The sequence below is a fragment of the Caballeronia sp. PC1 genome, assembly GCF_021353155.1.
GTDB lineage: Bacteria > Pseudomonadota > Gammaproteobacteria > Burkholderiales > Burkholderiaceae > Caballeronia > Caballeronia cordobensis.
This window is the reverse complement of the sequence record NZ_JAJUBH010000003.1, coordinates 1,067,393-1,091,893: the sequence shown is the minus strand read 5'-3', so window position 1 is coordinate 1,091,893 and position 24,501 is coordinate 1,067,393. Positions and strand designations below refer to the sequence as shown.

Genomic DNA, 24,501 nt, shown 5'->3' with positions numbered 1-24,501 from the left:
TTGCTATGCGAGGCCGGCAGCGATTATGGTGGAGCGGTTGGATTTCCGTGCATTTTGTTTGAGCCGGCGGTCAAAAACGCTGATGTCCAATTCCGGTCGCAGGTTCATCGTAAGCGTACATATTAAAGTGCAGAGATTAGGCGTTCACAGGCTATGGGCAACAGCGGCAACAAACTCGCTTGAACATGGGAAGACATTACAAAAATACAGGATCGGTTAGGGTTACAAACATTGCGGCGACACGAATCTATGAAGCGTCGCCGCAAGCGACCCGAAGTTCTCGGACTTTCAAACTCATGTATTGATCGTGCGCAATCACCGTGGGTGCACGATAGACATAACTATTTGTTTCGTCGATGAATTTGGCGAAGATCCCGGTACATTTTTAAAGCCACCTCTGGTGAGGTCCGGAGAAAGTGACTCTCCTTTTCTCCGGTATCGATACATGCAAAAATACCGTCTTTGGCTCCTCCATCGGCAGGTGGCGGGAGATTTTCCCAAAGGCTTGCGATACTCGAGAAAAATTCCTTCGCTTCCAAGCTCAAGTTGTTACTTGCCAATTCATCCAGGCAGGACGCCGTGCGGCCGAGATCCTCTTGGAGATAGGTCATGATATCTGCACCCTGTTGCCACGGATGTTCAACAAAATCTGAATTTACACCTGCCGGAAGATGATCGGTGTCGACAACGCTAGATGCAACGTGATCGGTTTTGACGACGACCAAGTAGATTTTCGCCATGAATCCCTTCTATGGAGTTTGATTTATAGAGGTTAACGGCTGGTCTAATGATTTTTTAAGTGTTCCACGAAATTTTTTCAACAGCCGCCAGTCGCAAACTTACATCCATAGAAGCAAAGCTTAGGAAACTTTCATCGCGTCTCGGGTTTCGCTGCACCAAGGTCATCGCCGTGTAACCATCCGAGCCGAATTCAGCCTGCGGAAACGTGGACGAAAACCGCAGCGCTCAGTCACGTTCAAGTGCCGGCAGGCCGGGCATCTTCAGCACGCCGACGTCAATGCAGCTCGGAGTCGGGGCCGGAGACGTTCTCCGGCCCAACAGATATCCGGAGGGCGTCGCGTGATTAACTCCTTTTGGGCTGGTATGCGAGCATGCTGAACGATTCGCCAAGCCGCAAGTAGTCCCGCCGACTCAAGCGTGTCCGATTCGTATTTCAGTGCATGAGCAGCTTCAGTGAAATGGAGCTGCGTGCGAAGCGGTTTCCACATGAAAGTCCGGATAGCCCGTCGCTGACAAACAGCACCAAGCAAAGCAAGCGGTCACTAGCGTACACCATTTATCATTGCCCATGCCTCATCGAAGGTGAGTCCACTTTTTTGCAGCACGTCCAGCGCTTGGTGACGCCTAGATTTTTCTTCAACGTAGTCTCTCAGGAAACCAGCTGCGAGCCGCTGTCGTAAAAACGCATGGTCAACGGGGCGACATATGGGCATTGCAACAAAGGAGTCGCCAGCTTCGTTCAGCGCCTTAAGGAATCCTGTAACGAAGCGCTCCCAGCGCTCAAAATTCGGGGTTGCACGCAGTTCAATATGCTGCTCCTCACATCCCGACCGCGTGTTGAACACAGCAAAGGTATAAACATCGCTAGTGGTCCAGTATTGATAGTGGCCTTGTTCGCAAGCCAGCATTGGCGTGTGGGTCATGATATCGAGGTCTGGCAGTTAAAGATGAAACGTATAGCGATGTTTTTAAACTCCGACCGCGTGTCGGCGGAGCCAGCATTTCGCTAGCTAGAGATCGACCGTTTGTGTGAGTATCGGGATTTTGATGTGAAAACGGCTTTACACGGGAACGTCCTTTAACCTCACCGAAGCAGGTGAAGTGCGGATATGTCCGCAGCGGCAGATTCACAGGCTTACCGTTTGTTTTAACGTGCATAAATCTGCTCACGCAATTTGATTTCGCAGGGCAGACGGTTGTCCCTGCTGAGGGGCGCGGCGCGTACGCCGCTACCATGGATGCCTTTCGCACTCCGGGACGGCAAGCCGTCCCGGGTGGCGAGCCAGCGCTCACGCACCACACCTCTGTACGCTGCGTGAACGTTGCGCCAGACAGCCTCACGCGAATCCCGGCTTTTCCTTGCAGGTAGCTCGAGGGGGTGATGACCACCTCGCACCGGAACACGGATCACCGTGCCGGCACGCGGCGCTCGTTCAGTCAACTTCTGCCCGCGACGGGCGATGACGCCCGCCGCAGCAGCATGCACACTCCAGCCCCGTCGTAATGCGTACTTCACTGCACCGATGGTCGACGTGTAGGCTGGATTAATTTTGATCAACTCGACACCCGCCCGACAGCATTTCGCTTCGAGCAGTTGCCGATATTTTGCGTAGAGCAGCCCGGAGAGCATCCGCGCGCCTTTCGGGCTGAGCTGGGCCATCGCCTTCTTCTTCGCCGTGAAGTCCAGGTCTTCGGCGACGACGGGCTTGCGGGCTTCCTTCGCCCAAGCGACCGCCGCACTCAGCGCGTCCGAAAGCACCGCATTGCGCTGCCCCGAGCTGGCATCCTCTCGCAGCAGCGGCAGCCGCTTCGTATGCAGCAGGTTGCCGAATGCATCGGTTTCGGTCACCGCCAGGTGGTCGACATTGAAGTCGATACCAACGGCGCCGTACTTCGCATCCAGCGAGACGGTTTGCGCAGGCTGATGGTTGAAGGACACAAAGGCACGCCAGCCACGCTCATCGCGGTGCAGGCGCCAGCTTAGGGCAATACCTGATTGAAGCGCCGCATCCAGTGCCTCCCGGTCGTAGCCGAACGTAACACTCTCAATGACAAGATACTTCGCCTCGCCAACGGCAAGCAGCCGGTCCGGCAAACGGATCTTCAGCGTATACGTGTCATCGGTCGCTTTCTGAAGCTGGCAGAGCTGGTTGCCGGCGGTTTCATCCTTTGAGCCAACAAAGAACACCTGATGCGAGCGGCTCGACTGCCACTCGCGCAGCCACGCTTCGCGGCTGTCAAAGTCCGCAAGTTTGAGGTGGTGCTGCTGCTGGAACAGCTTGCGCGTGCCGAAGCAGATCCCCGGCACGTTGGCCTCGAGCCGCTGCTCGACCGTCATCAACCGCGCGTTTAACCGTTCGAGCCGACAGCAATTCTGATGGACCGTGCGGCGCAGCTTTGCTTCGCGCTGCGGCTTCAGGCGCAGGCGGTCGGCGGCTATCTCGTCAAGCTGGGTTCTGCGCGTGCGATATTGCCGCTCGAGCCGCCCGATGCCGCCTTGCAGACTTCGACGTTCCTCCTTGAGCAGTTCGCGCGTGGCGTCGATGAGCCCCTGAAGCTCGATGGCGATGGCGTTGAACATGCGCGAGGAGATGCCGTGCTCCCGGCAGAACGCTGTCTTATGGGACTTCGCGTTGCCGCCGCGCGCGGCCATGCGCGCGTAGAGCTTGCGTTTCATCGTGCCGTACAGCGCAGCCACCTGATCAAGTAATTCCGCATCAGCTTTGGCCAGCGCGAGTCGGGTCTGCGTGGTCGACTGCATCAACTGGCCAGCGCCCGCAGGTTCTTGCGGCTCCGCGAGCCATACAGGCGCGAAGAGAAGACGGTCAGGATCTCAACCAGATCTTCGGTGAGCTGCTGCTCCCGGCTCACATCTGGCGCGGCATCAAGAATGATGACGTTGACGCCGAAGAATTCACAGATACGATACAGCAGCTCACTACCGAAACGTAGCAACCGGTCCTTCGTTACGACTACCAGCCGGGAGACGCGGCCCCGCAGGATCTCAAACAAAAGTCGCTGCATCCCCTTCTTCCGGTAATTCAGGCCACTGCCCAGGTCGGTAATAACTCCAACTTCAGCAAAGCCGGCGTCGGCACAATGCTGTTCCAGGCGGGCAGCCTGCGTTTTCAGCTGCTCGGCCTGGTCATGGGAGGAGACCCTGGCATAGCAGACGGTCTTGCCGGTCGACTCCGGTGTATGCCCAATACTGGACAGGATCGACCCGCGCTCATAGCGCCGATGTCCACCAGGCGTGCGCCCGGCAGGCGCAAGCTGCCCCCGCCGATGCCAGCGACGCAGTGTCCCGACGGCCACGCCGAGATGCGCGGCGGCTTTGCCAATTGATAAGAGTTGCATCCGATATCTCCAGTCCGATATCGGGTGTAGAACCTCTTTTAAGCGCCGTGTCAGATTTGTGCGGCTTTAGCGTTTGCTGCTGCACACCCCGCCCACAGCCTGAACGATGGCGCCCTCTGACGAGGTGATGCTCACCGCGCTGGTCGTTGACCATGTTCAATTGATGACAAGCCAGGACACCGCAGTCGTCTGCCCGATCGCGGAGCCCACCATTTGAACAGCAGGTTGGCATTGCCGGCGTGCGCAAGTCCGATGAGCACGGCAGATGCCTCCGGACCGAGCGCCGCCCTCACGATCTGCCGCTTGAAATCCACCGAGAACTTTGGCGTTTGATTCGCGTGGCTTACGTTGCCCTATCCGTGATGGTGTTCGCCATTTATATGGTGGGCGCCAACCAACCTCAAAACTCGTTGGTGTACGGTATCGGCGACACGCCTAGAGATCAATCATGGGTTACCGCATGTTGTTTGATGCATGAAAGAAGGCCGCACACGCGGCCTCTTCAATCATGTCGATTAGTTCAGAAATAACGATGTGGTTGTGGGCTAGGAATGACCGTCTGCTCACTCGCTATCCAGTTCGCCATTCTATTAACCTTTCTTTGGACATCAACTGGCCCTTCAACCACCATCATGCTGGCATTCCCTGCATCAATTACCTTGATGTCCGGGAGCGCCATGATGCGTTTTACATCGCCCGCCGGCTTCTCGCCGTCTCCGATGAACAACAGTACAAACCGTTTCATTTTTGACCTCGTGTTAGGAAGGTAGCTCCTTCGTGCCCTGCCGGGCCGCTTCCAGTCCAAGCGAGCTACACGCGGTGTATAGCAATCCTCTCAAAGCAACGGTTCCGAACCTTGTTCTCAGGTGATCCTAAAGATCTGCATTTCCTCAAGCTGACCTCGGACAGGCCACTTAGCTGCAACTGCCAGACAGGCCATAGCCGTCCTAACCCTTTGCCGAAAATAGCCTCCTGGCACTGTGGAGACCACTGTCAACATACCGACAAGCAGACCGAGGTAACTATCTTTGGGGGACGTCATAGAACAGCCCATTGCTTCTGCCGAAACAACCGTTCTCTCGCAACAGGGAAACCCAGTTGCAACGCTCCTTCATGGCCAGGAGCTGCAACACCCAAGCCTCCGCCATCATCGCTTTGCGTCAAGGCTGCTTCACCCGTTTGTCTCTTTCACCCAATTCGGTTGCAGTGCGCGAACAATCGCTAGAATTGCCCGCGGTTGAGCAGGGCCCCCCTGGGCGCAACTATGTAGAGAAGGCGGCAACGCTCAAATGCGTCGCCGAACCGCACGCCCCTTCCGCCCGACTCTTTTTCTGTTTCGGAAGTCACTCAATTTAGGCTTAAAATTTTTCGTGCTTGAGCCACAGTCGCAACTGGACGGCCAAGCTCTTGGCAGAGCTCAGCGACCTGACGAACGAGCGCTGCATTCGACGGCGCAAGTGTGTTCTTGTCCATTCGCACATTGTCCTCCAGCCCAGTTCGACAGTGCCCTCCAAGCTCCAGAGACCACCGAGCCATCGTCACTTGGTGCCGTCCGATGCCGGCGCCAGTCCAAGTTGAATCGGGTGAGAGGCGCTGTAGGGTTCGCACGTAAAACTCAAGCACCTCGCGATCAACTGGCATTGCGTTCTTAATGCCCATCACGAACTGGATGTGCAACGGACCAACGATGGCGCCTGCCGCCTGCATCGCAGCTGCGTGGAAGATCATCGATAGGTCGAATGCCTCCACTTCTGGCTTGATTCCGTAGGCTTTCATCTCCGAGGCAAGCCAATCGATCAAGTCCGGCGGATTGTCGTAGACCCGTGTCGGGAAATTGACGGAACCCGTCGCCAGTGACGCCATGTCAGGTCGCAACGAAAGCATGGCTCCTCTCTCATTGCCTGCACCGGAACGACCGCCGGTGGACACCTGTGTAATCATGCCTGGCGCGTGCTTACGGATTCCCTCCAGAACCAGCGCGAATCGATCTGAATTCGACGTGGGCGTCTCGTCATCGTTGCGCACATGGAGGTGTACAAGCGTCGCACCAGCCTCGAACGCCGCTTGAGTCGATTCGACCTGCTCACTCACCGTAACGGGAACTGCCGGGTTGTCTTTTTTGCGCGGCAGTGATCCTGTGATGGCAACCGAAATAATACAGGGCTTGTTCATGTCTCTTCTCGACAGATTGTGTATGGAGGTCGTGGGCGCGCGCGCGGATAGTGACGGAAAGCACTGCGGCAGACTTCCCTTCGTTTTTCTTCGGTCGACCCTGTTTGAACATGGTACAGCCGGCGCTTCGAACGCGCCCGATAACGCGCAGTCTTTTGGACGCAGTCGCTGACCGTCCATATCGCAGCGCTCCAAGTGAGCCTGTTTCTTGAGTGTGACACCGACGACACATGGGGTTTGTTGCAAGTCCCGAAATACTCACAAGATTGTTCGACTGTAGACGCGTCTATGGGCGGTTTCGCAGGGTCCGTGAAGGGGCAAATATCAACACTCGTGCAACGCATCTTCGAGACTTAAGAACGGCGCGTTCTGTTTTAACGAACGCCAGCGCGCAATGTTTTCCCGCGCTGGCACGTTACGACTTGTATGTATTCTTGGCTAGGTAGCGCACCTCATAAGCGAAGGAGGTGCTTCGCTGACGAAAGACATTCGCGGAGATCGAGCACGTTCTCTGCATCCCTTGCTCGTGCGAAATCGTCCTATGGGAGGTTGATGAAAAGTTTTCTATTGGTCCAAGACGTAAGCGAAAGCCAGCTGGACCACATCCGATCCCCGACAGATGGCTAAACCAGTGTGGTCCAAGCCTTCACGCTAGCCCTCAAACCCGCTGCTTTCCATAGGTGTGCTCCCCACAGAAACATTTTAACGGGCACACGACTTCACGGTAGGATTGAGAGAACATCAGCTCGGAGGTGATGCCGTGAAGCTTGAGCCGAAACGCCTTAAAACTGTCACCAAGGTTGCGGGCCAGTCACTTTCAAACGGCTTACTAGGTTTGGCAGCGAAGAACCCCGAACTTGGCTGGGTTGTGGCGTTCGCGACTCCTGTTGCCAACCAAGCGGTTGAAGGCGTTTCCGATTTCGTCGAGAACTATTTTCGCTCTCGTCTCTATCGAACTTCCCTCAATCAAGAAGTGTTTCGGGCGATCCCTTTAAGCGAAAAGCTACCTCTCGTGAAGGAAAAAGCAGACTTGCGCCTGATCTTGGAAGAAATGGACTTCAAGCGCGCCAACACGGCACGCTTAGCTGAAATAATTCGCCGAGGCAAAGACGAAGGACGTCGAGAAATGCTCCGTGAATTTCTATGCGATGTTTTGGATGACATTTGGGTCGCGGACGCTCGAACCGCACGTGTTGCTGCCGCTGTCCTTACCGGGCTAAGCCGCTTTGAAGGAGGAATGAAAGGATATGAGGCAAGATTTGGCAAATTCATTTCAGACGGGATTGAAAATAACGACGCTGAACGCTCTGGCGCAATCGAAAGCTTAGGCTTCAACTTCGCAGTCGTCGGCAATCAAGGAATTACCGAGGCCCTGCAAAAGTGGCGTATTGACAACATAATGATTCGAAAGAAGGACGCGCGTGAAGACCTCGCGTTCCTTGGAGGTAGCGAAGACGAGTACGAGGCCGCTAGACAGCGGCACTACGAAGAGCGGAAGGAATGGATGCTGGCGTCGAGCCACGACTGCTCTCGCACGCTACAGTGGCTTGTCGAGCGAGGCCCAGACTATTACAAAAAAAACGAAATCGGCCAAGAACTGCTCGAAAACATGATTGCGTCCTTGGACTGGAATCAGGGTTTAGTCGCGGTGGCCAAGGCGCATTTGCTATAGCTCTCGCGCTCAGTGAGCTTTGGATGTAAAGACAAATTCTACGCTGATTCCGAGCTTCGCACTGGCGGTCGCGCTGGAAGCGCGGCCACGCCGCTCAGAGTCAAGAAGCTACGAGTCGGTGTTACCTAGCAGTTCAACCCGCTGCTCGTACTTGAATGGAATCGTTTCGATCTCGCCTTTCACTCGCTCGACTCCGCTCAGGTCTACAGTTCGCACTTCGCTCCGGCCGAACTTTGCCTCGACCTCAGCTAAGCCCCCAATATGAGGGAATGGCATGATCTCAAAGAGTTTCCCATCGCAGAGAGCCTTATCCTGTTCGTGCATCGGCAACGCGATCTGCAGATGGAGGTGGGAAAATTGAAGCACGAACATCAAATACGGAACTCTGGTCGCAGAATCTGTTCTGCGAAGCACGGCGTATGTAATTGACCCATTTAAGGTTTGTACTGGAACAAACTGTAGCCACACGGACAGGGGCTTGAACTTATAACTTTCAAACGTATGGCTTTTTTCGAGAATCCACTTTTTAAGATGCTCACATTCAGACGCGTAGTCCGCGGGCATCACGGCCAGCGCCATCTTGACAATGCATTTATAGGCCGCCATAGGAACGTACGCCTGACGCTCTACCCTCAAATGGATGCGATTTTCACCAGACTCGATGAGGCCACTTTCGCCGATCGACGAAACATACAGCTTCAGATGAGTCACATCGTCCGCTTGAACACGCATCTTTCCGTCACCTGACTTGGATGTCGGAATACCTTTGCGCCCTGCTACGCGAAAGACTGAGCGCCAAGGCTGCGTCCACTTCGCAAAGTCGTCGTCAAGCATGTCTCCAAAATGGCGATTACACGCATCGCACTCCGCCAGGTCGACAAGCATCTTGTTCCCGATCTGTTCTGGAAATGCGTGAGACTTCCAACGGAACGTAGCATCCGGCGGCGAATTGCCACAATAGCGGCATCTCCCTGTGCCATCGTGCGGCACATATCGGCTCGAGTTTTCTCCTCCAAACGTATCGGACGCGACGACTTTATAAAACTGTCTGTACCAAGATAGCTTTTGCTGCAACACCGATGTACGAGCAAAACCTAATTCTCGCGACTGCTCTTCCTCCTTCCAACTTATCCGGTTCGAGTCCGGCGCCAAGCGCATATAAGCTTTAAGATCGCGTTCTCCAAGGGGCACGAAAATCAACGCGCCAGCTGTATCTAGTACTTGAGACGCCTCAAGCTCGAGCACACTCGTACCGAGCGCGACGATGGTCTCATGCTCGTATGTGACAAGTTTCGTCGTGTCGATCAAGTTGAACTGGACACCATCCGCGGCGCAGTGCCCTTCTCCAAGCAAATGGTCAACCAAGTCGACTGACATCGCGCTTTCGAGAACATCGCGCGCCGGCAGGTCATTGCCCATCCACAGCACAATGATAGGTTTTTCTTTCTTTCGAACCAACCACACCGCCGTCTGAAGCGCGCACGCTAAGGCAATCCCGTTAGATTTATACGGCGGTGTGTGGGCCCTAATGATTTTGCAGTCCGCGTGTTGCTTCAAATTAGCATCATTAGAAGACGTCACCGAATTGACTCCTCGTCAGAGCGGTCGAGCCAGTCATGTTCCATAATAACGGCTTGCAAGTCGCCTGTGTCCAAACGACGGCATCTGCAAATAAGCAGGCGTCTGTATTTTTGTGACGGTCCCATGTTAAAACTCACCCGATGTTGACTGACAAGAGAGCAAAGTTGCGCGATGAACTTCTGTCGCCGGCGAACATCTTGCGATATGTCGTGCATCCATCAATGGATATTTCAAGGCGATGGTGCATTTCAGACGTCAATCATGGCTTCGAAAATCCGCTGGCCGAGAAGCAAAGACCCGTAATGGGCTTCAACGGCTTCTTCGAGAGAAACCGACGTTTCACCGTAGCGTACGTCTGCAGGTGTTTGCAAACACCTGATAGCGAGTTCTTCAAGCGGCCGCATACCACCAGTTTCTGCAAGCCCCGCTAGCGTCCGAATGTTGTGGTTGCGCGGAAAGTCGATCAGCTTCATCTTTAAAAAAGATTTGAGTATTTTTTCCGCTGCCTGTGCGGACGACCATTTCGACTGCCCATAGTGCGGGGGGACCGAAAAAACGTGTTTGACCGCTGCGTGAATGTCCGAAAGGGCCTCAGGCACATACGCATTTTGCGACATCGATTCGATCGCTTGCATGCAGTTCAGTGTTCTTCGAAAGGTCTTCCCTATCATGTCACACTCGCTCGCCGTGAGCTTTGCGGCCAAGCCTGCAGGCAAGTCACTAATCAAAGGAAGAATATTCATAGTCGGAGGCGGCCCGCCAGCCCTCATCGACTGATTGTTCTCGTATTGAGTCAGATCTCGCTCGACGACGCACCGGATCTCACCGAAGATCCGAGGCAAGCGAAGTTCCCAAGGATCTCCCTTCAAAACAAGCATCGTTGAGCCTAGTCCCATAAGAATATTTTGCCGAGCTCCGTATCGCTCGTCGTACCAACTTTTGATGTGTGCAGCGGCGTCAACTCCAACATACACGCCATCTCGGCCAGGACGTGCCGGCAAATCCAGTGGGATCGATAGTCCGAAGGTCTTCGCATACTCAAAGACTGCGGTGAACGAGCGCGCATGTATCGCGACCTGGGCCTCTCGCAACCGAGCATCAATTCGTTCCATCTCGCGAACGAATTCTTCTTGCGTTGCAGGCAATACAGACATGGGCTATGTGAAGTCCGGTGAGAATGCGGAAAACAGCGAATCAGGACTGTCTCCGCGATAAGGTGGGGAGAACGCGACGTTTTACGCCTTTCGGCGCCTCACCAGTGGTCCCGACATCTGATGATCGTCAAGGTGCGTGACCGGAATTTTCAACGCGCACAAGCATTCACAATTGCGACCTTGTTTTCCGGGAAGCGGATCAGCGCCCTGTAACGCCTGACTAACCTATCATCGCCGTGCTTGAGCGATCAATAGTTCCCAAAGAAACTCCGCAGCACCCTCTTGCGAAAGATGCTTGTCCCGGGTACTACCGTACGACATACCCATGGCTTGAAAATATAGCGAATGCTCGCCTGCATGCGGCGTCAACATCTCATTGAAAGAGTTCTCCGAAGCTGACGCATCCTGCGAAAACGCAATCCCACCGGTCCGGCCCATCGAGCCCAGACGAACGGAACCCTCAGCGATTTTCTTACCGCCTCGATAAAGGATTGTAATCATCCGCCTGGAGTCAATTTGTTCAAACGTCCCCGTGACGCCAGGATTACGCTCACCGACAGCTTCAACGGAGCCTTGAAAAAATCGGCAAATGTAGCTGAAGGTAGTACGGATGAAATCGTCGAAATCCTTCTCCGTGAACTCCTCTGGTAGCCGCAGATTGCTTGATCGCGGAAGGTCAGATGCTAGCTTTGTCGGGGTCGTGACTGACGTTGAAAAAGTATTCGTACCGGTGCCTCCAAGCGCTTCCACTGCTTCCCGAATCTGACGAGCGACGTCGGCCAACGCTTCGTCGCGATCAGGCCAACACAATATGGGCTTACCGTCCCGAGGAGCAGCAAGCAACTTGCCAAAAGGTGTACGCATCCAATCGCAGTGCCGCACGATAATCGGAATGACCCGAGCCGTGCCAGCACGGTGCCGTTCCATCGCCCGCTCCATTTCCTTCGAGTAACAATAGGAAGAGTTGATGAAGTCAGAACTGACTAGAAGCAAAATAATGTTTGCAGACTCAAGTTTCGCAAAGATTGCGTTGTCGACTTCGTCGCCCGCAGTGATTCGGCGGTCATGCCACGATTCGATGAGCCCTTGGTGTCGAAGAGACGCCAAGTGAGCCTCCAGCTCGTTGCGGACAACTTCGTCCTTGTGGCTGTACGAGAAGAAAATGTTAACCATAAGTCTCCCTAGTCCCGATTTTGTGATGCTATAGCGGCACCCAATGAAAACTAAGTCTCGATAGCACACGCAGTACTTGCGCGACGTTGTCTTGCTTTACGGGCCCATCTACGCTTGAGCGTGACGCCGGACTGCTTTACGATGATAATACACGGTAAACTGTGTGTGAGAAGTGGCACTCGGGGATTTTTATTCAGATGAATTCATTACATTTTGCCTACGCCAACTTTGGGGAATTACTCGGGCGCTTGCGGCTCGGCGCTGGCTTCATCAAGCAGCAAGAGCTAGCCACAGCATTAGGAAGGACCCAACAATCGGTCAGCCGTTGGGAGAGCGGTGCTGCTCGCCCACGCGTGAGCGACATCCGCGCGCTTGAAAAGCTGCTCGGGGCGAAAGATGGTGAGCTCATGATCGCTGCGGGATACCAAACTGCGCCGCAAGAGGTCTCCTTCGAGACCTCGACATCGCTTGACCGGCCTCTTCCACTCCCTGCTCTAACGCCTGAGACTTTTGAGAGTTTCTGCGCCTCTCTGCTCGATGGTCTGTACAGAACTCGCGATGGCAAGGTGTGTCGATACGGCGGTACTGGTCACAAGCAGCACGGAATTGATATTGTCGCCACCGGCCCGTTTGGAATACATACATTCCAATGCAAGCGAGTTAGCGAATTCGGCGCCCAAAAGGTGCACGCGGCTGTTGCCCAGCAAACGTTCGTTTCTGATCACAAAGTTTTGCTTCTCTCCAGCGTTGCTAGCCCAAAGGCACGAGATGCAATCGCTCTCCATTCCGAATGGGAGTTGTGGGATCGAGAGGACATAACGCGAAAATTTCACCAGTTGTCCGCATTTGATCGTTTGGACCTAGTTGACCGCTTTTTCAACGGACAACGCCTCGACCTGCTTGGAGAGCGAGAAGCCGGCCCAATACAGACGGCGGAAGCCTTCTTCAAGCCGTTCTTAGTCCCTGGCCGATTTTTTAATCATTCGTGGGAGCTTATTGGACACGGCTCTGAGGTTGAAAAAGTTTTTGCTTCGTTGCGCGACGATTCAATCCTAGTGACTGGACTTGTCGGTGCCGCCGGATCTGGAAAAAGCCGAATTCTGTACGAGATAACGCAGAGACTCGCTGACGAAACCTCCTTCCTGATTGGATGTATTTCTCCGACAGAGGAGATAAAAGCTCACCACTTGGAAAACCTGCGTGATTCCAATGGTGGAAAAACCATTCTTATCATTGACGATGCACACGAGCGCGAGGATTTGGGAACACTTTTGCGTTATGCCTCGGTGCCCGAGAACAATACTCGTTTGCTCCTAGCGTTACGCCCCTATGGAAGAGAAGCGCTTCGACTCCAGGCTGCGGATGTGAGCTTGTCAGGTCCACTTGTCCGCTTTGTGGATGTCCAGCAGCAGACCCGCGAACAGGCACGTGCCCTCGCAGAATCTATCCTCGCGGCGTGCGGTGCACCTCCAACTTCGGCGTCTGACATAGCTGGTGCAACTTACACCACTCCACTTGCGACCGTACTGGCGGCACAATTGGTCGCTCGCGACAAAATTTCTCTACAGCTACTTGGGAACGCGGAAGATTTTCGGACTCACGTGCTTTCTCGGCTTCAAGACGTAGTTGCCCTCACTCTAGTAGCAGGTCAGGACGTTCAAAGACTTCGCGCTGTGCTTCGAATCATCGCGTTGCTTCAGCCCATTATCCCTGACGACCCCAGTTTTCTTAACATCCTCGCACAGGTCGAGGGTGTTGGACAGGCAGATGCTACCCGGTTAATTCGTCTTCTCAGCGAGGCAGGCGTTCTTTTTAAGCGCGGCGCTCGACATCGCCTTGCTCCTGACCTCTTGGCAGACGAAGTCATACGCGAGAACTACCTGGGAGCCAACGGCGAAGCGAATCAGGACGTCTCGAAAGTCTTCGACCTCTCCTGCGCGCATCTCTTAAAGAACTTGTTCATCAATCTCGGCAGATTGGACTGGCGCCTACGCGAAGGCAGAACTGACGACAGCTTATTGCTCAACAGTCTCAAGACAAAACTGCAATGGGGCACGAAGTATGACAACCCGCACGCGGAAGCTGTCGAGGCAGTAGCTTATTACCAACCTCGCTTGGCTCTAGACTTTGCAAAAAGGCTCATCGATGAAGGCCACGGAAACACCGCTGTCGTATGCAATATGATTCGAAATGCCTCGTACACGTACAACCACTTGAGCGAAGCATGCCACCTTCTTTGGATCGCGGGACGAAACGATTCTCGCCCTATAAACCAAGACACAAGTCACGGGATACGCGTGCTGAAAGAGTTGGCGACAGTGCAGATGAACAAACCGCTCGAGTATGTCCAACAAGTCGTCAGATTCGCGTTGTCGCTTTTGGAGCGACCTATATCTCTCAATTTTGAGCACGCACCATTCTCTGTTTTGGAAGGGGCGCTAGGCACTGAAATCGAAACGACCAACTATGCAAAGGCGACCTTCACATTTACGCGCTACCAGCTTCCGCTGAGTCAAGTTCAAGCTATCCGCGACGAGATAACTGACGCACTGCTCGGTTGCTTGCAAGAAAGGGCGTCCCGCAAAGCCTTTTTGGCAGCACAAACCTTGGCGCAGGCATTACGCGGTCCAATGCACGGCGATACGTCTGATCACGCTTGGCAAAAGGCTCACTATAAGCTGCTGCACGAGCTTTATCTCACTCTACAAGAATTCTATCTAGACCCGGTCGTCCTCGTGCAGGTCGCAAAATCCGTAGCCTGGCACGCTTTTCATGGTTGGAAAGACACGTCATCGGAAGCAAATGCAATTTTGGCGCTGCTGAACCGGGATTTGAGAACACGCTTGACCAGAGCGCTCGTTGACGGTTGGGGAACGGACACATGGAAGCTCCATAGTTCACTCGAGCGTGAGGAGCATCACAGTGACAAGCGATTGTTGGCTGAAGAGTTAAGGGCGACCTTCTCCAACTCCCATGACCTCCTCAACGAATTGGATGAATGCCTCTTGGATATTTCGAAGGTGACTCGCGGTGCACATGGAGCGCCCTTTCTGTTCATAAACCAGCTCATGGATTCCCAACCCGAGCTTGCCGGCGAGCTGGTGTTAAGAAGCCTCGAGCGTCGAGCTGGCCACCTGAGTCCATACGTAGGCCATGCGTTGTCGGTAATCCTGTCCAACGGTAATACAAGCCTCATAAACGATTACATCGCGAACGGAGAAAATTCATCGGAAGCTCTAGCCAAGGTTGCAGAAGCCTATGGGACATTTTCGACAACTCGACCTTACACGCCTTTTGAAATTTACCTGTTTAAGCGGATCTTCTCAACGACAGACTCGCAGGTATTGTTTTGTGCCTCAAGGCTGCTACGCCAGCTAGCTGAGCGTTCACCAGCATTAGCGCTTGAGCTCGTCTGCCTAGTAGATTTCCTTGTGGATGCCAGAGCTGTACACGACATGTTCATGTGGATGGCAGACGACAAGCTCATTCCCGCTGGGGAAGTCAATATCAGGCGGGCCGAGCTCTTGAGGAAACTGGTTGCATTAGACGATCTGGACGATCATTGGATTCGAGAGTTCCTGCTTTCATCGATGAAGCAGTCGCCCTCAAGTGTCGTTGAAATGGTTAAGGCGAGAATTGTCGAGGCTCTGCGCAGAAACGACTGGACATATACTCCACTTCAAAAGGACTTCAACGGCAAAGGCTTGGAATTATCGGAGATTGAAACAGGTCCTTATTTGCTCCGAGACCTTTTAGACTGGGCGCAAATCAATGCGTTTGAAGGGCGAAGCCTCCAACTCGTCGGTGAAGCAATCTCCGGACTTTGCGGTGACTTTAGTGAGCCTGTATTGGAGACCCTTCTTGCATGGACGTCGGGTGGAACGTCAAGCCACGGGACGCTTGCAGCATTCATCTTGGCCGAAAGCCAGCCCACAATCATCTATGAATTTCCGACGCTGATACGGAGATTTCTCGATGCGACCGAGCTGATCAGTGAACCCGTCATGAACAACGTCCGAACCTCAATATCGATGGCTGCACTCTCTGGAGGACGAATGGGTACCCCTGGCGAGCCGTTTCCCGAGGATATTCGCCTAGAGAAGCATTGCATCAATATGTTAGCCACGTTAAGTCGCGTGGAGCCTACGTTCGAGTTATACGACGGGCTGCTCAAATACGCTCGCCACTCCATTGCTCATCAACGAAGGGCCGATGATCTCGACGAGGACGACTAGAACGCAGATGTTGCTCTGTAATCCGGCGCCTACTCCCTCCCATCGATTTGGCGAAAAGCTCGGGGGCTTCCTGTGTTCCTCGTTATCCTTTCATTTTCATGAACTCGCATCAAATCCAAAGCGATTAACTCCCACGCTTTAGACCGCCAAGTCTCGCAGCTTTGATCGAAAAGTTTTTGTCCGCTTTTGTAACCATCTCGCGCTCGTCGACGAACTAGAGCGTGTGGCCTGACAAATTCGTAAGCGGCCAGCGAACCCGTCTTGACGGGCGAAGGGCTACGCGACAGACGTGAGAGGCTGCCAGTTATGAGGCAGCAAAGATGCGATATCGCACGCTTTGTGGGTCGGCAAGCGTGTCAGGATGTCTTTCAGATACGCGTGGGGTTCGTGCCCGTTCAGTTGCGCTGAGCGAATGAGGCTCATGATCACAGCCCCACGTTGGCCTGCGCGAAGCGACCCCGCAAACAACCAATTGGTCCTGCCGATGGCCCATGGGCGTATTTGATTTTCGACCCAATTGTTGTCGATTGGTACGTGCCCGTCATCGAGGTAGCGCGTCAGCGCCTCCCAGCGCTTCAGGCTGTAATCCAAAGCCTTCGCAATGGCCGATCCGTCAGAAACGAGTTTCCGCTGTGTGACAAGCCATTCATAGAGCGCGTCGCACACGGGCTTGGCTCGGCTTTTACGAAGTTGGCGTCGAGCTTCGACATCCAAGGTCGCGGCATCGCGCTCGATGTCATAGAGCTCGGTGAAGAACGGTAGCGCCTGCTCAGCAAGCTGGCTGCTGTGATTGGCGTGCAGTTCGAAGAATTTGCGCCTCGCGTGAGCTGCGCAGCCGATTTCGGTGATGCCCTGAAGAAATGAGGCCTTGTAACCGCCGTAGTCATCACACACCAGCTTGCCACGCCAGCCGTCTAAGAACGTACGGGCATGCTCTCCAGCTCGGCTGCCCGCGAAGTCGTACACCACCGCGCGAAGGTGACTGAATTGCGTGGACGTATATGCCCACAGATAAGCCCGATGCGTCTTCCCCTTGCCGGGGCTGAGCATCTGCACCGGCGTTTCGTCGGCGTGCAACACGCCTTGCTGCAAGATCTCTCGACGAAGGGCGTCGACCAGTGGCTGCAACTGCGCGCCACATGTGCCCACCCACGCTCCCAGCGTGGATCTCGGTATCGCCAGGCCCGCCCGAGCAAAGATCTGCTCCTGACGGTACAGCGGCAAGTGATCTGCGAATTTGTTGACCAGTACCGACGCTAGAAGTCCGGTGGTTGGGATGCCCTTGTCGATGACGTGCGCGGGCACGGGTGCCTGGATTAGCGTCTCACAGTGGCGACATACCCATTTACCGCGAATGTGTCGCTCCACCTTGAACACGCCCGGCGCGTAATCTAACTTCTCGCTGATGTCTTCGCCGATACGAACACGTTCGCATCCGCATTGGCACACCGTGTTGTCCGGTTCGTGACGGATGTCGACACGCGGCAACTGCGGCGGCAAGGGTGCGCGCTTGGACGGTTCGTGTTGGCGCTTGCGTGAAGGCTCGAGCTCTTCGAGCTCTATCTCAATGGCAGCCAGGTCGCCATCAATCGCCTCGTCAAGCAGGCTCATTTGCTCGCTGTTGAGCTGTTCGCTGCGCCGGCCAAACTGCTGGCGCCTGAGCACGGAGATCTCGTGAGTCAGTTGGTCGATGCGAGTTTGTCGGTAATGCAGCTCCCGTTCTAGCTCACCGAGCTCTCGCCGTTTCTCCGTTACCTCCAGATCCTTGGCGTGGACCTCGGCGAGCAGTTGCGCTGCGAGGGCGCGCAACTGCTCTGGATTGAGGTCGTCGAGGTCGGCCGGCGGGTTCATGCAGACCAGTCTGCCAGAACCCCGCAAACGCGAGAAGCAGAACTGTATACGTCGCCCTTAACGCGTCAGATTATGCGTATCACGCCATCTTGGCCGATGCGCTGCCACGGCAGCCCGAGCACCAAGCCCGCCAGTTGCTCGTGCGTGAGCAACTGCTGCTTGGGTTCGCTGCCAGCGTGCGGCCAGACGAACCGCCCCTCGTTCAGCCGGCGCGCTGCCAACCAGATGCCGATGCCATCGTGGACGAGAACCTTCAGTCGGTTGGCGCGGCGGTTGGTGAACAGATAGGCGTGGTGCGGATGCGCGGCGCCGAACACCTTCACCACGCGCCCCAACGCCGTGTCGAAGCCGGCCCGCATGTCCAGCGGATCGACTGCTAGCCAGATCTCGTCGACACGAATCACCGCAGCCACTCGCGCAGCCACGTCGCGCATTGCGCGGCTTCGGAGACCGGCCAGCTCACGGTTATCGACTGACTGCCCCGGCGAACTTCGACACGGATCTCCGTCGAGGCTACCTCCTTTACTCCCATAGCAACAGGGACGAACGCTGGTAGGGGTGTCGATTGAGCTTCTGCCGGGCCTTCAGACAAACGCTTTGGAAGTTTGCCTTCTGCCTGATCAAGCCAGCGGCGCAATAGATTCGCGTTGAGCCGATGTTCCAGCGCCACGGCCGACACTGACACGCCGGTGCCTTGGCAAGCGGCGACAACGCGCGCCTTGAATTCTTCGGTGTAGCGCCGACGACGGCGACGCGTCGGCAACGCCTCTTCTTCGATAGTGTTCACGTGTCCGCTTATTCGCTTTAGTGGACACGATACTCCCAACTGTTTCAGCTACATTCAAGGTGAGTTGCCGAGCCGCTTACACAAATTCAGACAACGGTCATGAGCAACATTTCCAACTGCGAGAGGTAACGAGGAATGAAGCAACATATTCTGCTGGCAGCAACTATGTCCGCCATGCTTGCTGCGTGCGGCGGCGGCTCCGACGACAATCCGGCACCCGTGCACCAACTGTTTGCACAAACTAACGACTCATCGAACACGGTTGTGCGCTTCGTGCGCAACGCAGATGGCACGCTTACGCCGAAGGGAACGGTCGCGACAGGAGGCAGAGGGACAAACGGCGTCAACTACTTCATGGGCAACATCGTGGCGCCGGACGCTTTGACCAGTAACAACAGTCTCATCGTCTCGCCCGATGGCACACGCCTCTTTGTCGCCAACGCGGGCGACAATACCGTAAGCACGTTCTCAATCACCAGTTCAGGCGACTTGTCGCTGTTGGCGGTCTCACCGACCGGAGGCGTACGTCCAACATCACTGGCGTTTTCGAACGGCGTGCTCTATGTGACCCATCAACAGGGTGCTCAGGAGCTTGGCGCCTATCGCGTCGGGTCCGATGGGAAACTCACATCACTCGCCCAGTACACCGTCGCTGTGCAAGATGCCCTTCCAACCCAAGTCGCCGTCAGCCCCGACGGGAAGTTTGTTGTCGTCAATGGGTTCCTGAAGACCGTCACTCCTGTCACGCCATTGAACATGCTTCTCGCCTATCCGATCAACAATGATGGAACGCTGGGACAGCCGGTCAGTAGTAAGTCAGCGGGGGTCGGGCCGTTCGGTGGCCGATTCGGTTCCGGCGCGCTGGCAGCCGCCTACATCGTCACAGAGGCAGCCGGAGGCACGGCCAGTTCATATTCGCTTTCCTCATCGGGAAGCTTTTCGACGCTAAGTGGACCTATCGCTGTCACCGGCCAACAAGCGCCGTGCTGGATTGCTCTGACGCCGGACAACAAGTTTGCCTACGTTGGCAACGGTAGTGGCGCGGTGTCGCTTTTCTCTCTCGACACTACCGGTAAGCTGACACTCGTCAACGCAGCGGTTGCGACAGAAACGGCAGTTGCAGGTCAAGCTTCCGCATTCGCTAACGACTCTTGGATTAGTCCGGACGGCAAATACCTATATCAGGACTATGCCGGCGACGACAAAATCGTGTCATACGCGATCGGACCCAACGGCACACTGACGAAGCTCGTTGAGCAACCTGCCAACACAGTGTCGAAGATCAGCCTCCAAGGTCTTACCGGTACTTGATTTCGCCGTGCTTTAGACGAGACCCGCGCCAACCGCGAAATTATTTCGCGAGATGTGCGAGCCTCGCCCTTGGGAAAGTGGCCCAACGCCGGGCCACTTTAAATCGCGTGTTCTTCAACTGACCGACGTCAAACTGGCAAGGCGCTCAGTTTGACCACCGTATCTGCGCACGCATGCGCGGCCTCGGCGCCCTTGACCACAAAATGTTCTGCAAAAAAGCTGATATGTTCTACGCCGCCGTGGAAATGATGGGGCGTCAGAACCGCAGAGAACACCGGCGTGCCCGTTTCGAGTTGCACTTGCATCAGCCCGTTGATAACTGCCGTCGCAACAAAATCATGCCGATAGATACCACCGTCGACAACAAGCCCTGCCGCGACGATGCCCGCGTAACGCCCACTTTGCGCCAACCGCTTGGCATGGAGCGGGATTTCAAATGCGCCCGGCACCTCAAAGAGTTCAATGTCTTCCAGATCAAAGCCCTTCTTGACCAACGACTCGACAAATGAGGCCTTGCATTGATCGACGATGTCTCGATGCCAGCAGGCTTGGACAAATGCGATACGGGGACGCTGAGAACCAGCGGAAGAGACTACGTCTGCTTCGATAGGGTTGGAGCTATTCATGAGCCTATGCCTGTTAGTGTGAACAGGGCGAAGGACAGCGAATGAAAACTAGGCGCGAACATGCGCACACATGCGCGAGCGCGCCTAATCTAACTAGCTATCCTGTTCTCTTTCATCCGGACTATACCGTCGGCCCCGGGATCTAACCGAGTCTGCTGACCCTATCGAACAAGCGATCATTCGATAAGCGCTCGCGGGCTACATCCCTTGGCAATTGCTGGATGATTACCGCCGGTGGGGAATCTCACCCCGCCCCGAGAACATGCTCTTCATGACATGAAGAACGAGGTGTACGGTACCACGAATCTACAATAAAAAACGCGCCCCAATTCTCACGCCTGGTGAGTGAAAGAGAGAGAATGACGCATTCGTTCCACGCACACCGTTCTCACTCGTGCGACAAAGCATGATTTGCATAAGCAATGAGAAAACGATTGCCAGACCGACTGCGATAACCGCGTGTAACGTCTCGGCCCAACAGCAGGAAGGCTTGGGGCGGAATGGCGCAAAGAGCGCAACTTATCTTCCAAACCAATTATTGGCACCGCTTCGCTCGAGGAGACGGCACGTGGACGACACCTCGCGACTTCCTGTTCGCATATTCAGAACGATGCGTTCGTGTTTTCTGATCAGAAATTGTATTGCAGATAAATCTGTTCAAAATTGATGCCAGGGTTCGGCTCTTTGATGCTCGCGTTCGATAGATGCTGAAAGCGGAACCCGGCCTGGTAGCTCTGCTTCTGCCCGAAGATCATGCCGACGCCAACCATATCGGCAAACTGGAAACCAGTCGATAGCGTGTAGTCTTGCGTTATTCGAGCATGCGACAGCACTCTCACGCCGACTCCGGCCTCAACGAATGGTCGGAAGTAGCCGGAACTCTTTATGAACCTCAGAACTGGAGTAAGGCCAAACTCCCACACGTTCGAATTCACAGCGTTGCTCTCGGTCGTATGCCAGTAGCCGATGTGCCCTTCACCGACGAGCGTGAAATGAAATCCACTAACTTCCCACCAAGTCAGGTTCGGATCCCACACAACCCCAACATCAGCCTTCTTGAAGTCGTGATTGGCTACGCCACCTGCGATCTGCAAACCCCAACGATCGGCATATGCTGACGTCGTGCCGAGGCTGAGTGCGACTGCGAGAGCGCTACGGAAGATTTTGTCACGCCAGAATGTTTTAGTTTGCATGAGCGTACTGAGGACGTTAGCGGCGGCCTTAGCCGAAGAAATGTCGAGCGATTGTAGTGCTACCCAGCTAACGTTGCATGGATCGCCATTCCTCAACCTACCATTACCATATCCAATCCCGTCTATCCAAATAGGATCGAGGTGGTAGTGATGCGCAAGGATGCTCCCGCCGCCCACTGAGACGTGCGAGTAGCCAAATCGAACTTCTGCTGACGGAGTCTTCGCTATTTGTTTAGTTGCTATGGAGAAACAAACTTACTAAACTCCCTACGCCGCTCATCTCAATTTACGCGAGTGGTTCTGTAATGTCGTATTTGAGCGCCGTACACGTTAAGGTCGGCATCGATTAGTGGCTTCAAAAACTATCAAAGCGGAAAGCGCCCGTTGGCAGTCGACGGCACTGAACCGGAAATCGGCCATGGCAATGAAATCCAAAGCGTCGTCCTCAATTCGACCTCCCCTAACACACTCCGAGATAGCCGATGGAAAGCGACGAAGCATGTTTGAGGTCGTGGCCGCCATCATCGCCTACCTTGCTTTCACCTCAGCAGTAGCGATTGCTGCGGTCAAGACTGACTCTCAGGCGCCCGCCTTTGCAGCCATCGCTACGGTGTTCGTGCTCGCGGGAATTTTGATGGTCAGCTTCGTGTTTCACAGGCTCGACAGGTACACCCCTGTGTCCGAGTGCGGTGTAAAAGAAATTGACGAAATTGCACGCCGCTGTCGGCAATGCGGAGAATACAAACTACGAGTCGTTGCCATGGGCCGCCCATTGCTTGGAGAGGATCTGCGGATCCTGTCTCAATTCCTACACGGGAAGACTTACGGCGACATTGATTCAAGTACGGACCCGGATGGCGCTGATTGAAAGGTCGTTGGCACGAATCCGCGGCGAACCTTATATAACACTGCTATTTGCACGACCATGCTAGGCGTATTAGTGTGTCTGAGCAGGCGGCATATATTTCTCTGAGATGCCTCTCATGTCTGCCTCTATGTCGATAACCCGGTTTCGCCCGGATGCCTTCGCTCGGTACAGGCCGGCATCCGCCGCGCCAAGAATACCCTTGGGCGATTTATCGAATATTGACGTCCAAGCGGCATGACCGATCGAAACTGTAATTGGCGCAGAGCATTGGGATGTGGACGGGAGCGAGGCGACCCTTTCGCGGATGTCCTCCGCGACACTCATTGCCGCCTTGGAAGAATGTCCAGGAAGCACGACGACAAACTCTTCGCCACCGAATCGTGCAGCGAAGCCCCCATATTTGTCGGTCGCGATGCTCAACGTGTGTGCTACTTGCTTCAGTGCCTCGTCGCCTGCAAGGTGTCCACAGGTGTCGTTATAACTCTTGAAATGATCGACATCAATCAGCAACACCGAGAACGGTCGTCTTCGTCCATCGGCAATAGCTATGAGCTTATCCAATTCCGCATCGAGATAAGAACGATTGAAAACGCCCGTCAAGCCGTCGCGTTGCGAGCTTGCCATGAGTTCCTGATGTGACTCGTTCAACGCGCGATACAACCTGTTCGTCTCGTGCATCAGCATCCCAAGAACCACACTCGACGACACCATGGAAGCTGCCTTAGCTGCATACCAGCCAACAGAAAACCGCGCGCCGCCGATGAGGGTAAGTATTACATCACCGAGATCAGCAAACAACACAACAGCGAGCCACAAATCCAACATCGAGCGCAGCCGAGTGAACATGATTTGGGCCCATAACGCCACGAGCGAGATAGACAGAACCAACACGGAAGCCGGACTCATCTGGAGACGCGCGTACGATCCGGTCGCCGAGACAATTTCTGGGAGATGAGTTTTACCTGCTATCGCTACGACTCCGAAGCCCGCAGCAAGTGCAAGCGCGCCGACGACGGAATACCGTCCGACGCCAACCTGGCTTTCGCTCACTCGACGCATCCGAAATGCGAGGGCAGTCGTAACAAGGGCCGGGAAGCCGCAGTGCCAAAAAACCCAGATCCAAAGCGAACTTTGAGAGCCAGCTCCAAGTAGCCCATTTGGGGCAAACACACCAGGAAAGGAAGCCAGCTGCAGAACAGCTGTTAAGCTAGCAAACGCATAAGCGCCGCTCAGCGAGGCAAACATCAACCGCCCAGTAACCTTGTACTCAGTCCATAAAAGATACGCAGTCAGCGATCCGGTAAGTGCCACCCAAGTTCCGAATATGGGCAGAAACTGAACAATAACAGTCGTTCGCTGCGAGGAGAAGTGCCAGACGATCGTTGTCTCAATCAGAACGACAAGAACAACGACGGCAGCCATCACGCGGTGCGCCTTACTTGAAGGCAATTGCAGGAGGGTGACTTCCATTGGACATCTAAACGGTAAAACTGATGAATGACGCAATCCCGAGAAGCGTCCCGCTTGTGGCGGCACTGCATATCGAAGAGCTAACGACGCGCGCTTGCCCATGCCGCCACAGAAGGTGTACTACGGGACCGGATAACATCTTAACGCTACGCCGTTATTGACGGCGCGATCTATTAGTTGTCGGCACTGATGCATTCTACTTTAGGTTGCCCACTCGCGAAGGCGCAGCAATCGAGAGGTACCGAGTCGAAAGCTGCGAAAAGCTAACGATCCTTTGCAGCGATAGTCCGCTCCCTTGGTGCCCCCAAAG

19 protein-coding genes and 1 riboswitch are annotated in these 24,501 nt (G+C 54.8%); of the genes, 4 read left to right on the top strand and 15 right to left on the bottom strand.

The window, feature by feature from the left end:
- Positions 1–341 precede the first annotated feature (341 nt).
- The 6 genes from LY284_RS29585 to LY284_RS29560 all read right to left on the bottom strand — a co-directional run bounded on the left by LY284_RS29585 (position 342) and on the right by LY284_RS29560 (position 6,270).
- The gene (locus tag LY284_RS29585) at positions 342–740 is read right to left on the bottom strand and encodes a hypothetical protein (protein ID WP_233389650.1); all 399 of its coding nucleotides are present in this window, start codon (positions 738–740) and stop codon (positions 342–344) included.
- Between the two features lie 543 nt (positions 741–1,283).
- Positions 1,284–1,664 carry a hypothetical protein gene (locus LY284_RS29580; protein ID WP_233389648.1) on the bottom strand — a complete coding sequence of 127 codons (381 nt, stop codon included), beginning with the start codon at positions 1,662–1,664 and terminating at the stop codon, positions 1,284–1,286.
- A 224-nt stretch (positions 1,665–1,888) separates the two neighbouring features.
- The gene (locus LY284_RS29575) at positions 1,889–3,502 is read right to left on the bottom strand and encodes an IS200/IS605 family element transposase accessory protein TnpB (protein ID WP_008348625.1); all 1,614 of its coding nucleotides are present in this window, start codon (positions 3,500–3,502) and stop codon (positions 1,889–1,891) included.
- A complete protein-coding gene (locus LY284_RS29570) occupies positions 3,502–4,098 on the bottom strand; it encodes an IS607 family transposase (protein WP_008348627.1) in 597 nt (198 codons plus the stop codon). The genes LY284_RS29575 and LY284_RS29570 overlap by 1 nt, the downstream gene beginning before the upstream one ends.
- Positions 4,099–4,618: 520 nt before the next feature.
- Entirely contained in the window at positions 4,619–4,843 is a 225-nt protein-coding gene (locus tag LY284_RS29565) for a hypothetical protein (RefSeq protein ID WP_008348628.1), read from the bottom strand.
- 602 nt (positions 4,844–5,445) lie between these two features.
- On the bottom strand, positions 5,446–6,270 hold the full coding sequence (locus tag LY284_RS29560) for a 3-keto-5-aminohexanoate cleavage protein (RefSeq protein WP_008348635.1): 825 nt from the start codon (positions 6,268–6,270) through the stop codon (positions 5,446–5,448).
- A gap of 760 nt (positions 6,271–7,030) precedes the next feature.
- On the opposite strand from LY284_RS29560, the gene LY284_RS29555 reads away from it, so the two are divergent.
- A complete protein-coding gene (locus LY284_RS29555) occupies positions 7,031–7,942 on the top strand; it encodes a hypothetical protein (RefSeq protein WP_008348637.1) in 912 nt (303 codons plus the stop codon).
- Between the two features lie 108 nt (positions 7,943–8,050).
- Here the strand turns inward: LY284_RS29555 and LY284_RS29550 are convergent, their stop codons facing one another.
- The 3 genes from LY284_RS29550 to LY284_RS29540 all read right to left on the bottom strand — a co-directional run bounded on the left by LY284_RS29550 (position 8,051) and on the right by LY284_RS29540 (position 11,850).
- The gene (locus LY284_RS29550; protein WP_008348638.1) at positions 8,051–9,523 is read right to left on the bottom strand and encodes an HNH endonuclease; all 1,473 of its coding nucleotides are present in this window, start codon (positions 9,521–9,523) and stop codon (positions 8,051–8,053) included.
- Between the two features lie 248 nt (positions 9,524–9,771).
- A complete protein-coding gene (locus LY284_RS29545; protein WP_035473599.1) occupies positions 9,772–10,677 on the bottom strand; it encodes a HEPN domain-containing protein in 906 nt (301 codons plus the stop codon).
- Between the two features lie 228 nt (positions 10,678–10,905).
- Positions 10,906–11,850, bottom strand: a complete 945-nt coding sequence (locus tag LY284_RS29540) for a TIR domain-containing protein (RefSeq protein ID WP_008348641.1) — start codon at positions 11,848–11,850, stop codon at positions 10,906–10,908.
- A gap of 161 nt (positions 11,851–12,011) precedes the next feature.
- Between LY284_RS29540 and LY284_RS29535 the strand changes: the two genes are divergently transcribed.
- Positions 12,012–16,085 (top strand): helix-turn-helix domain-containing protein, encoded by a 4,074-nt coding sequence (locus LY284_RS29535; protein ID WP_233389645.1) that lies wholly within the window; start codon positions 12,012–12,014, stop codon positions 16,083–16,085.
- 276 nt (positions 16,086–16,361) lie between these two features.
- On the opposite strand, the gene LY284_RS29530 is transcribed toward LY284_RS29535, so the two are convergent.
- The 3 genes from LY284_RS29530 to LY284_RS29520 form a co-directional block, all read right to left on the bottom strand.
- Positions 16,362–17,936: an IS66 family transposase gene (locus tag LY284_RS29530; RefSeq protein WP_041730090.1), complete on the bottom strand. Its 1,575-nt coding sequence runs from the start codon at positions 17,934–17,936 to the stop codon at positions 16,362–16,364.
- A gap of 65 nt (positions 17,937–18,001) precedes the next feature.
- Complete coding sequence (gene tnpB, locus LY284_RS29525; protein WP_014194149.1) at positions 18,002–18,370, bottom strand: IS66 family insertion sequence element accessory protein TnpB; 369 nt, start codon at positions 18,368–18,370, stop codon at positions 18,002–18,004.
- Positions 18,337–18,723, bottom strand: a complete 387-nt coding sequence (locus tag LY284_RS29520) for a transposase (RefSeq protein WP_014194150.1) — start codon at positions 18,721–18,723, stop codon at positions 18,337–18,339. Before LY284_RS29520 ends, tnpB begins: the two co-directional genes overlap by 34 nt.
- Positions 18,724–18,858: 135 nt before the next feature.
- On the opposite strand from LY284_RS29520, the gene LY284_RS29515 reads away from it, so the two are divergent.
- A complete protein-coding gene (locus LY284_RS29515) occupies positions 18,859–20,034 on the top strand; it encodes a beta-propeller fold lactonase family protein (RefSeq protein ID WP_008348645.1) in 1,176 nt (391 codons plus the stop codon).
- Positions 20,035–20,162: 128 nt separating this feature from the next.
- On the opposite strand, the gene LY284_RS29510 is transcribed toward LY284_RS29515, so the two are convergent.
- Together LY284_RS29510 and LY284_RS29505 are read right to left on the bottom strand one after the other, a co-directional pair.
- Positions 20,163–20,660, bottom strand: a complete 498-nt coding sequence (locus LY284_RS29510) for a 6,7-dimethyl-8-ribityllumazine synthase (RefSeq protein WP_008348647.1) — start codon at positions 20,658–20,660, stop codon at positions 20,163–20,165.
- 100 nt (positions 20,661–20,760) lie between these two features.
- A riboswitch (FMN riboswitch) is annotated at positions 20,761–20,926 on the bottom strand.
- Positions 20,927–21,289: 363 nt separating this feature from the next.
- Entirely contained in the window at positions 21,290–21,853 is a 564-nt protein-coding gene (locus tag LY284_RS29505; RefSeq protein WP_033536355.1) for an acyloxyacyl hydrolase, read from the bottom strand.
- A gap of 499 nt (positions 21,854–22,352) precedes the next feature.
- Between LY284_RS29505 and LY284_RS29500 the strand changes: the two genes are divergently transcribed.
- A complete protein-coding gene (locus tag LY284_RS29500; protein WP_008348650.1) occupies positions 22,353–22,721 on the top strand; it encodes a hypothetical protein in 369 nt (122 codons plus the stop codon).
- 69 nt (positions 22,722–22,790) lie between these two features.
- On the opposite strand, the gene LY284_RS29495 is transcribed toward LY284_RS29500, so the two are convergent.
- The gene (locus LY284_RS29495; RefSeq protein ID WP_233389643.1) at positions 22,791–24,191 is read right to left on the bottom strand and encodes a sensor domain-containing diguanylate cyclase; all 1,401 of its coding nucleotides are present in this window, start codon (positions 24,189–24,191) and stop codon (positions 22,791–22,793) included.
- Between the last annotated feature and the right edge of the window lie 310 nt (positions 24,192–24,501).

Bases quoted from the DNA above. Each gene is read 5' to 3' on its own strand.
- LY284_RS29585 (WP_233389650.1), bottom strand. From the start codon at position 740: ATGGCGAAAATCTACTTGGTCGTCGTCAAAACCGATCACGTTGCATCT.
- LY284_RS29570 (WP_008348627.1), bottom strand. From the start codon at position 4,098: ATGCAACTCTTATCAATTGGCAAAGCCGCCGCGCATCTCGGCGTGGCC.
- LY284_RS29565 (WP_008348628.1), bottom strand. From the start codon at position 4,843: ATGAAACGGTTTGTACTGTTGTTCATCGGAGACGGCGAGAAGCCGGCG.
- LY284_RS29540 (WP_008348641.1), bottom strand. From the start codon at position 11,850: ATGGTTAACATTTTCTTCTCGTACAGCCACAAGGACGAAGTTGTCCGC.
- LY284_RS29510 (WP_008348647.1), bottom strand. From the start codon at position 20,660: ATGAATAGCTCCAACCCTATCGAAGCAGACGTAGTCTCTTCCGCTGGT.
- LY284_RS29545 (WP_035473599.1), bottom strand. From the start codon at position 10,677: ATGTCTGTATTGCCTGCAACGCAAGAAGAATTCGTTCGCGAGATGGAA.
- LY284_RS29500 (WP_008348650.1), top strand. From the start codon at position 22,353: ATGTTTGAGGTCGTGGCCGCCATCATCGCCTACCTTGCTTTCACCTCA.
- LY284_RS29515 (WP_008348645.1), top strand. From the start codon at position 18,859: ATGAAGCAACATATTCTGCTGGCAGCAACTATGTCCGCCATGCTTGCT.
- LY284_RS29495 (WP_233389643.1), bottom strand. From the start codon at position 24,191: ATGGAAGTCACCCTCCTGCAATTGCCTTCAAGTAAGGCGCACCGCGTG.
- LY284_RS29575 (WP_008348625.1), bottom strand. From the start codon at position 3,502: ATGCAGTCGACCACGCAGACCCGACTCGCGCTGGCCAAAGCTGATGCG.
- tnpB (WP_014194149.1), bottom strand. From the start codon at position 18,370: ATGCGCGACGTGGCTGCGCGAGTGGCTGCGGTGATTCGTGTCGACGAG.
- LY284_RS29580 (WP_233389648.1), bottom strand. From the start codon at position 1,664: ATGACCCACACGCCAATGCTGGCTTGCGAACAAGGCCACTATCAATAC.
- LY284_RS29560 (WP_008348635.1), bottom strand. From the start codon at position 6,270: ATGAACAAGCCCTGTATTATTTCGGTTGCCATCACAGGATCACTGCCG.
- LY284_RS29505 (WP_033536355.1), bottom strand. From the start codon at position 21,853: ATGCAAACTAAAACATTCTGGCGTGACAAAATCTTCCGTAGCGCTCTC.
- LY284_RS29530 (WP_041730090.1), bottom strand. From the start codon at position 17,936: ATGAACCCGCCGGCCGACCTCGACGACCTCAATCCAGAGCAGTTGCGC.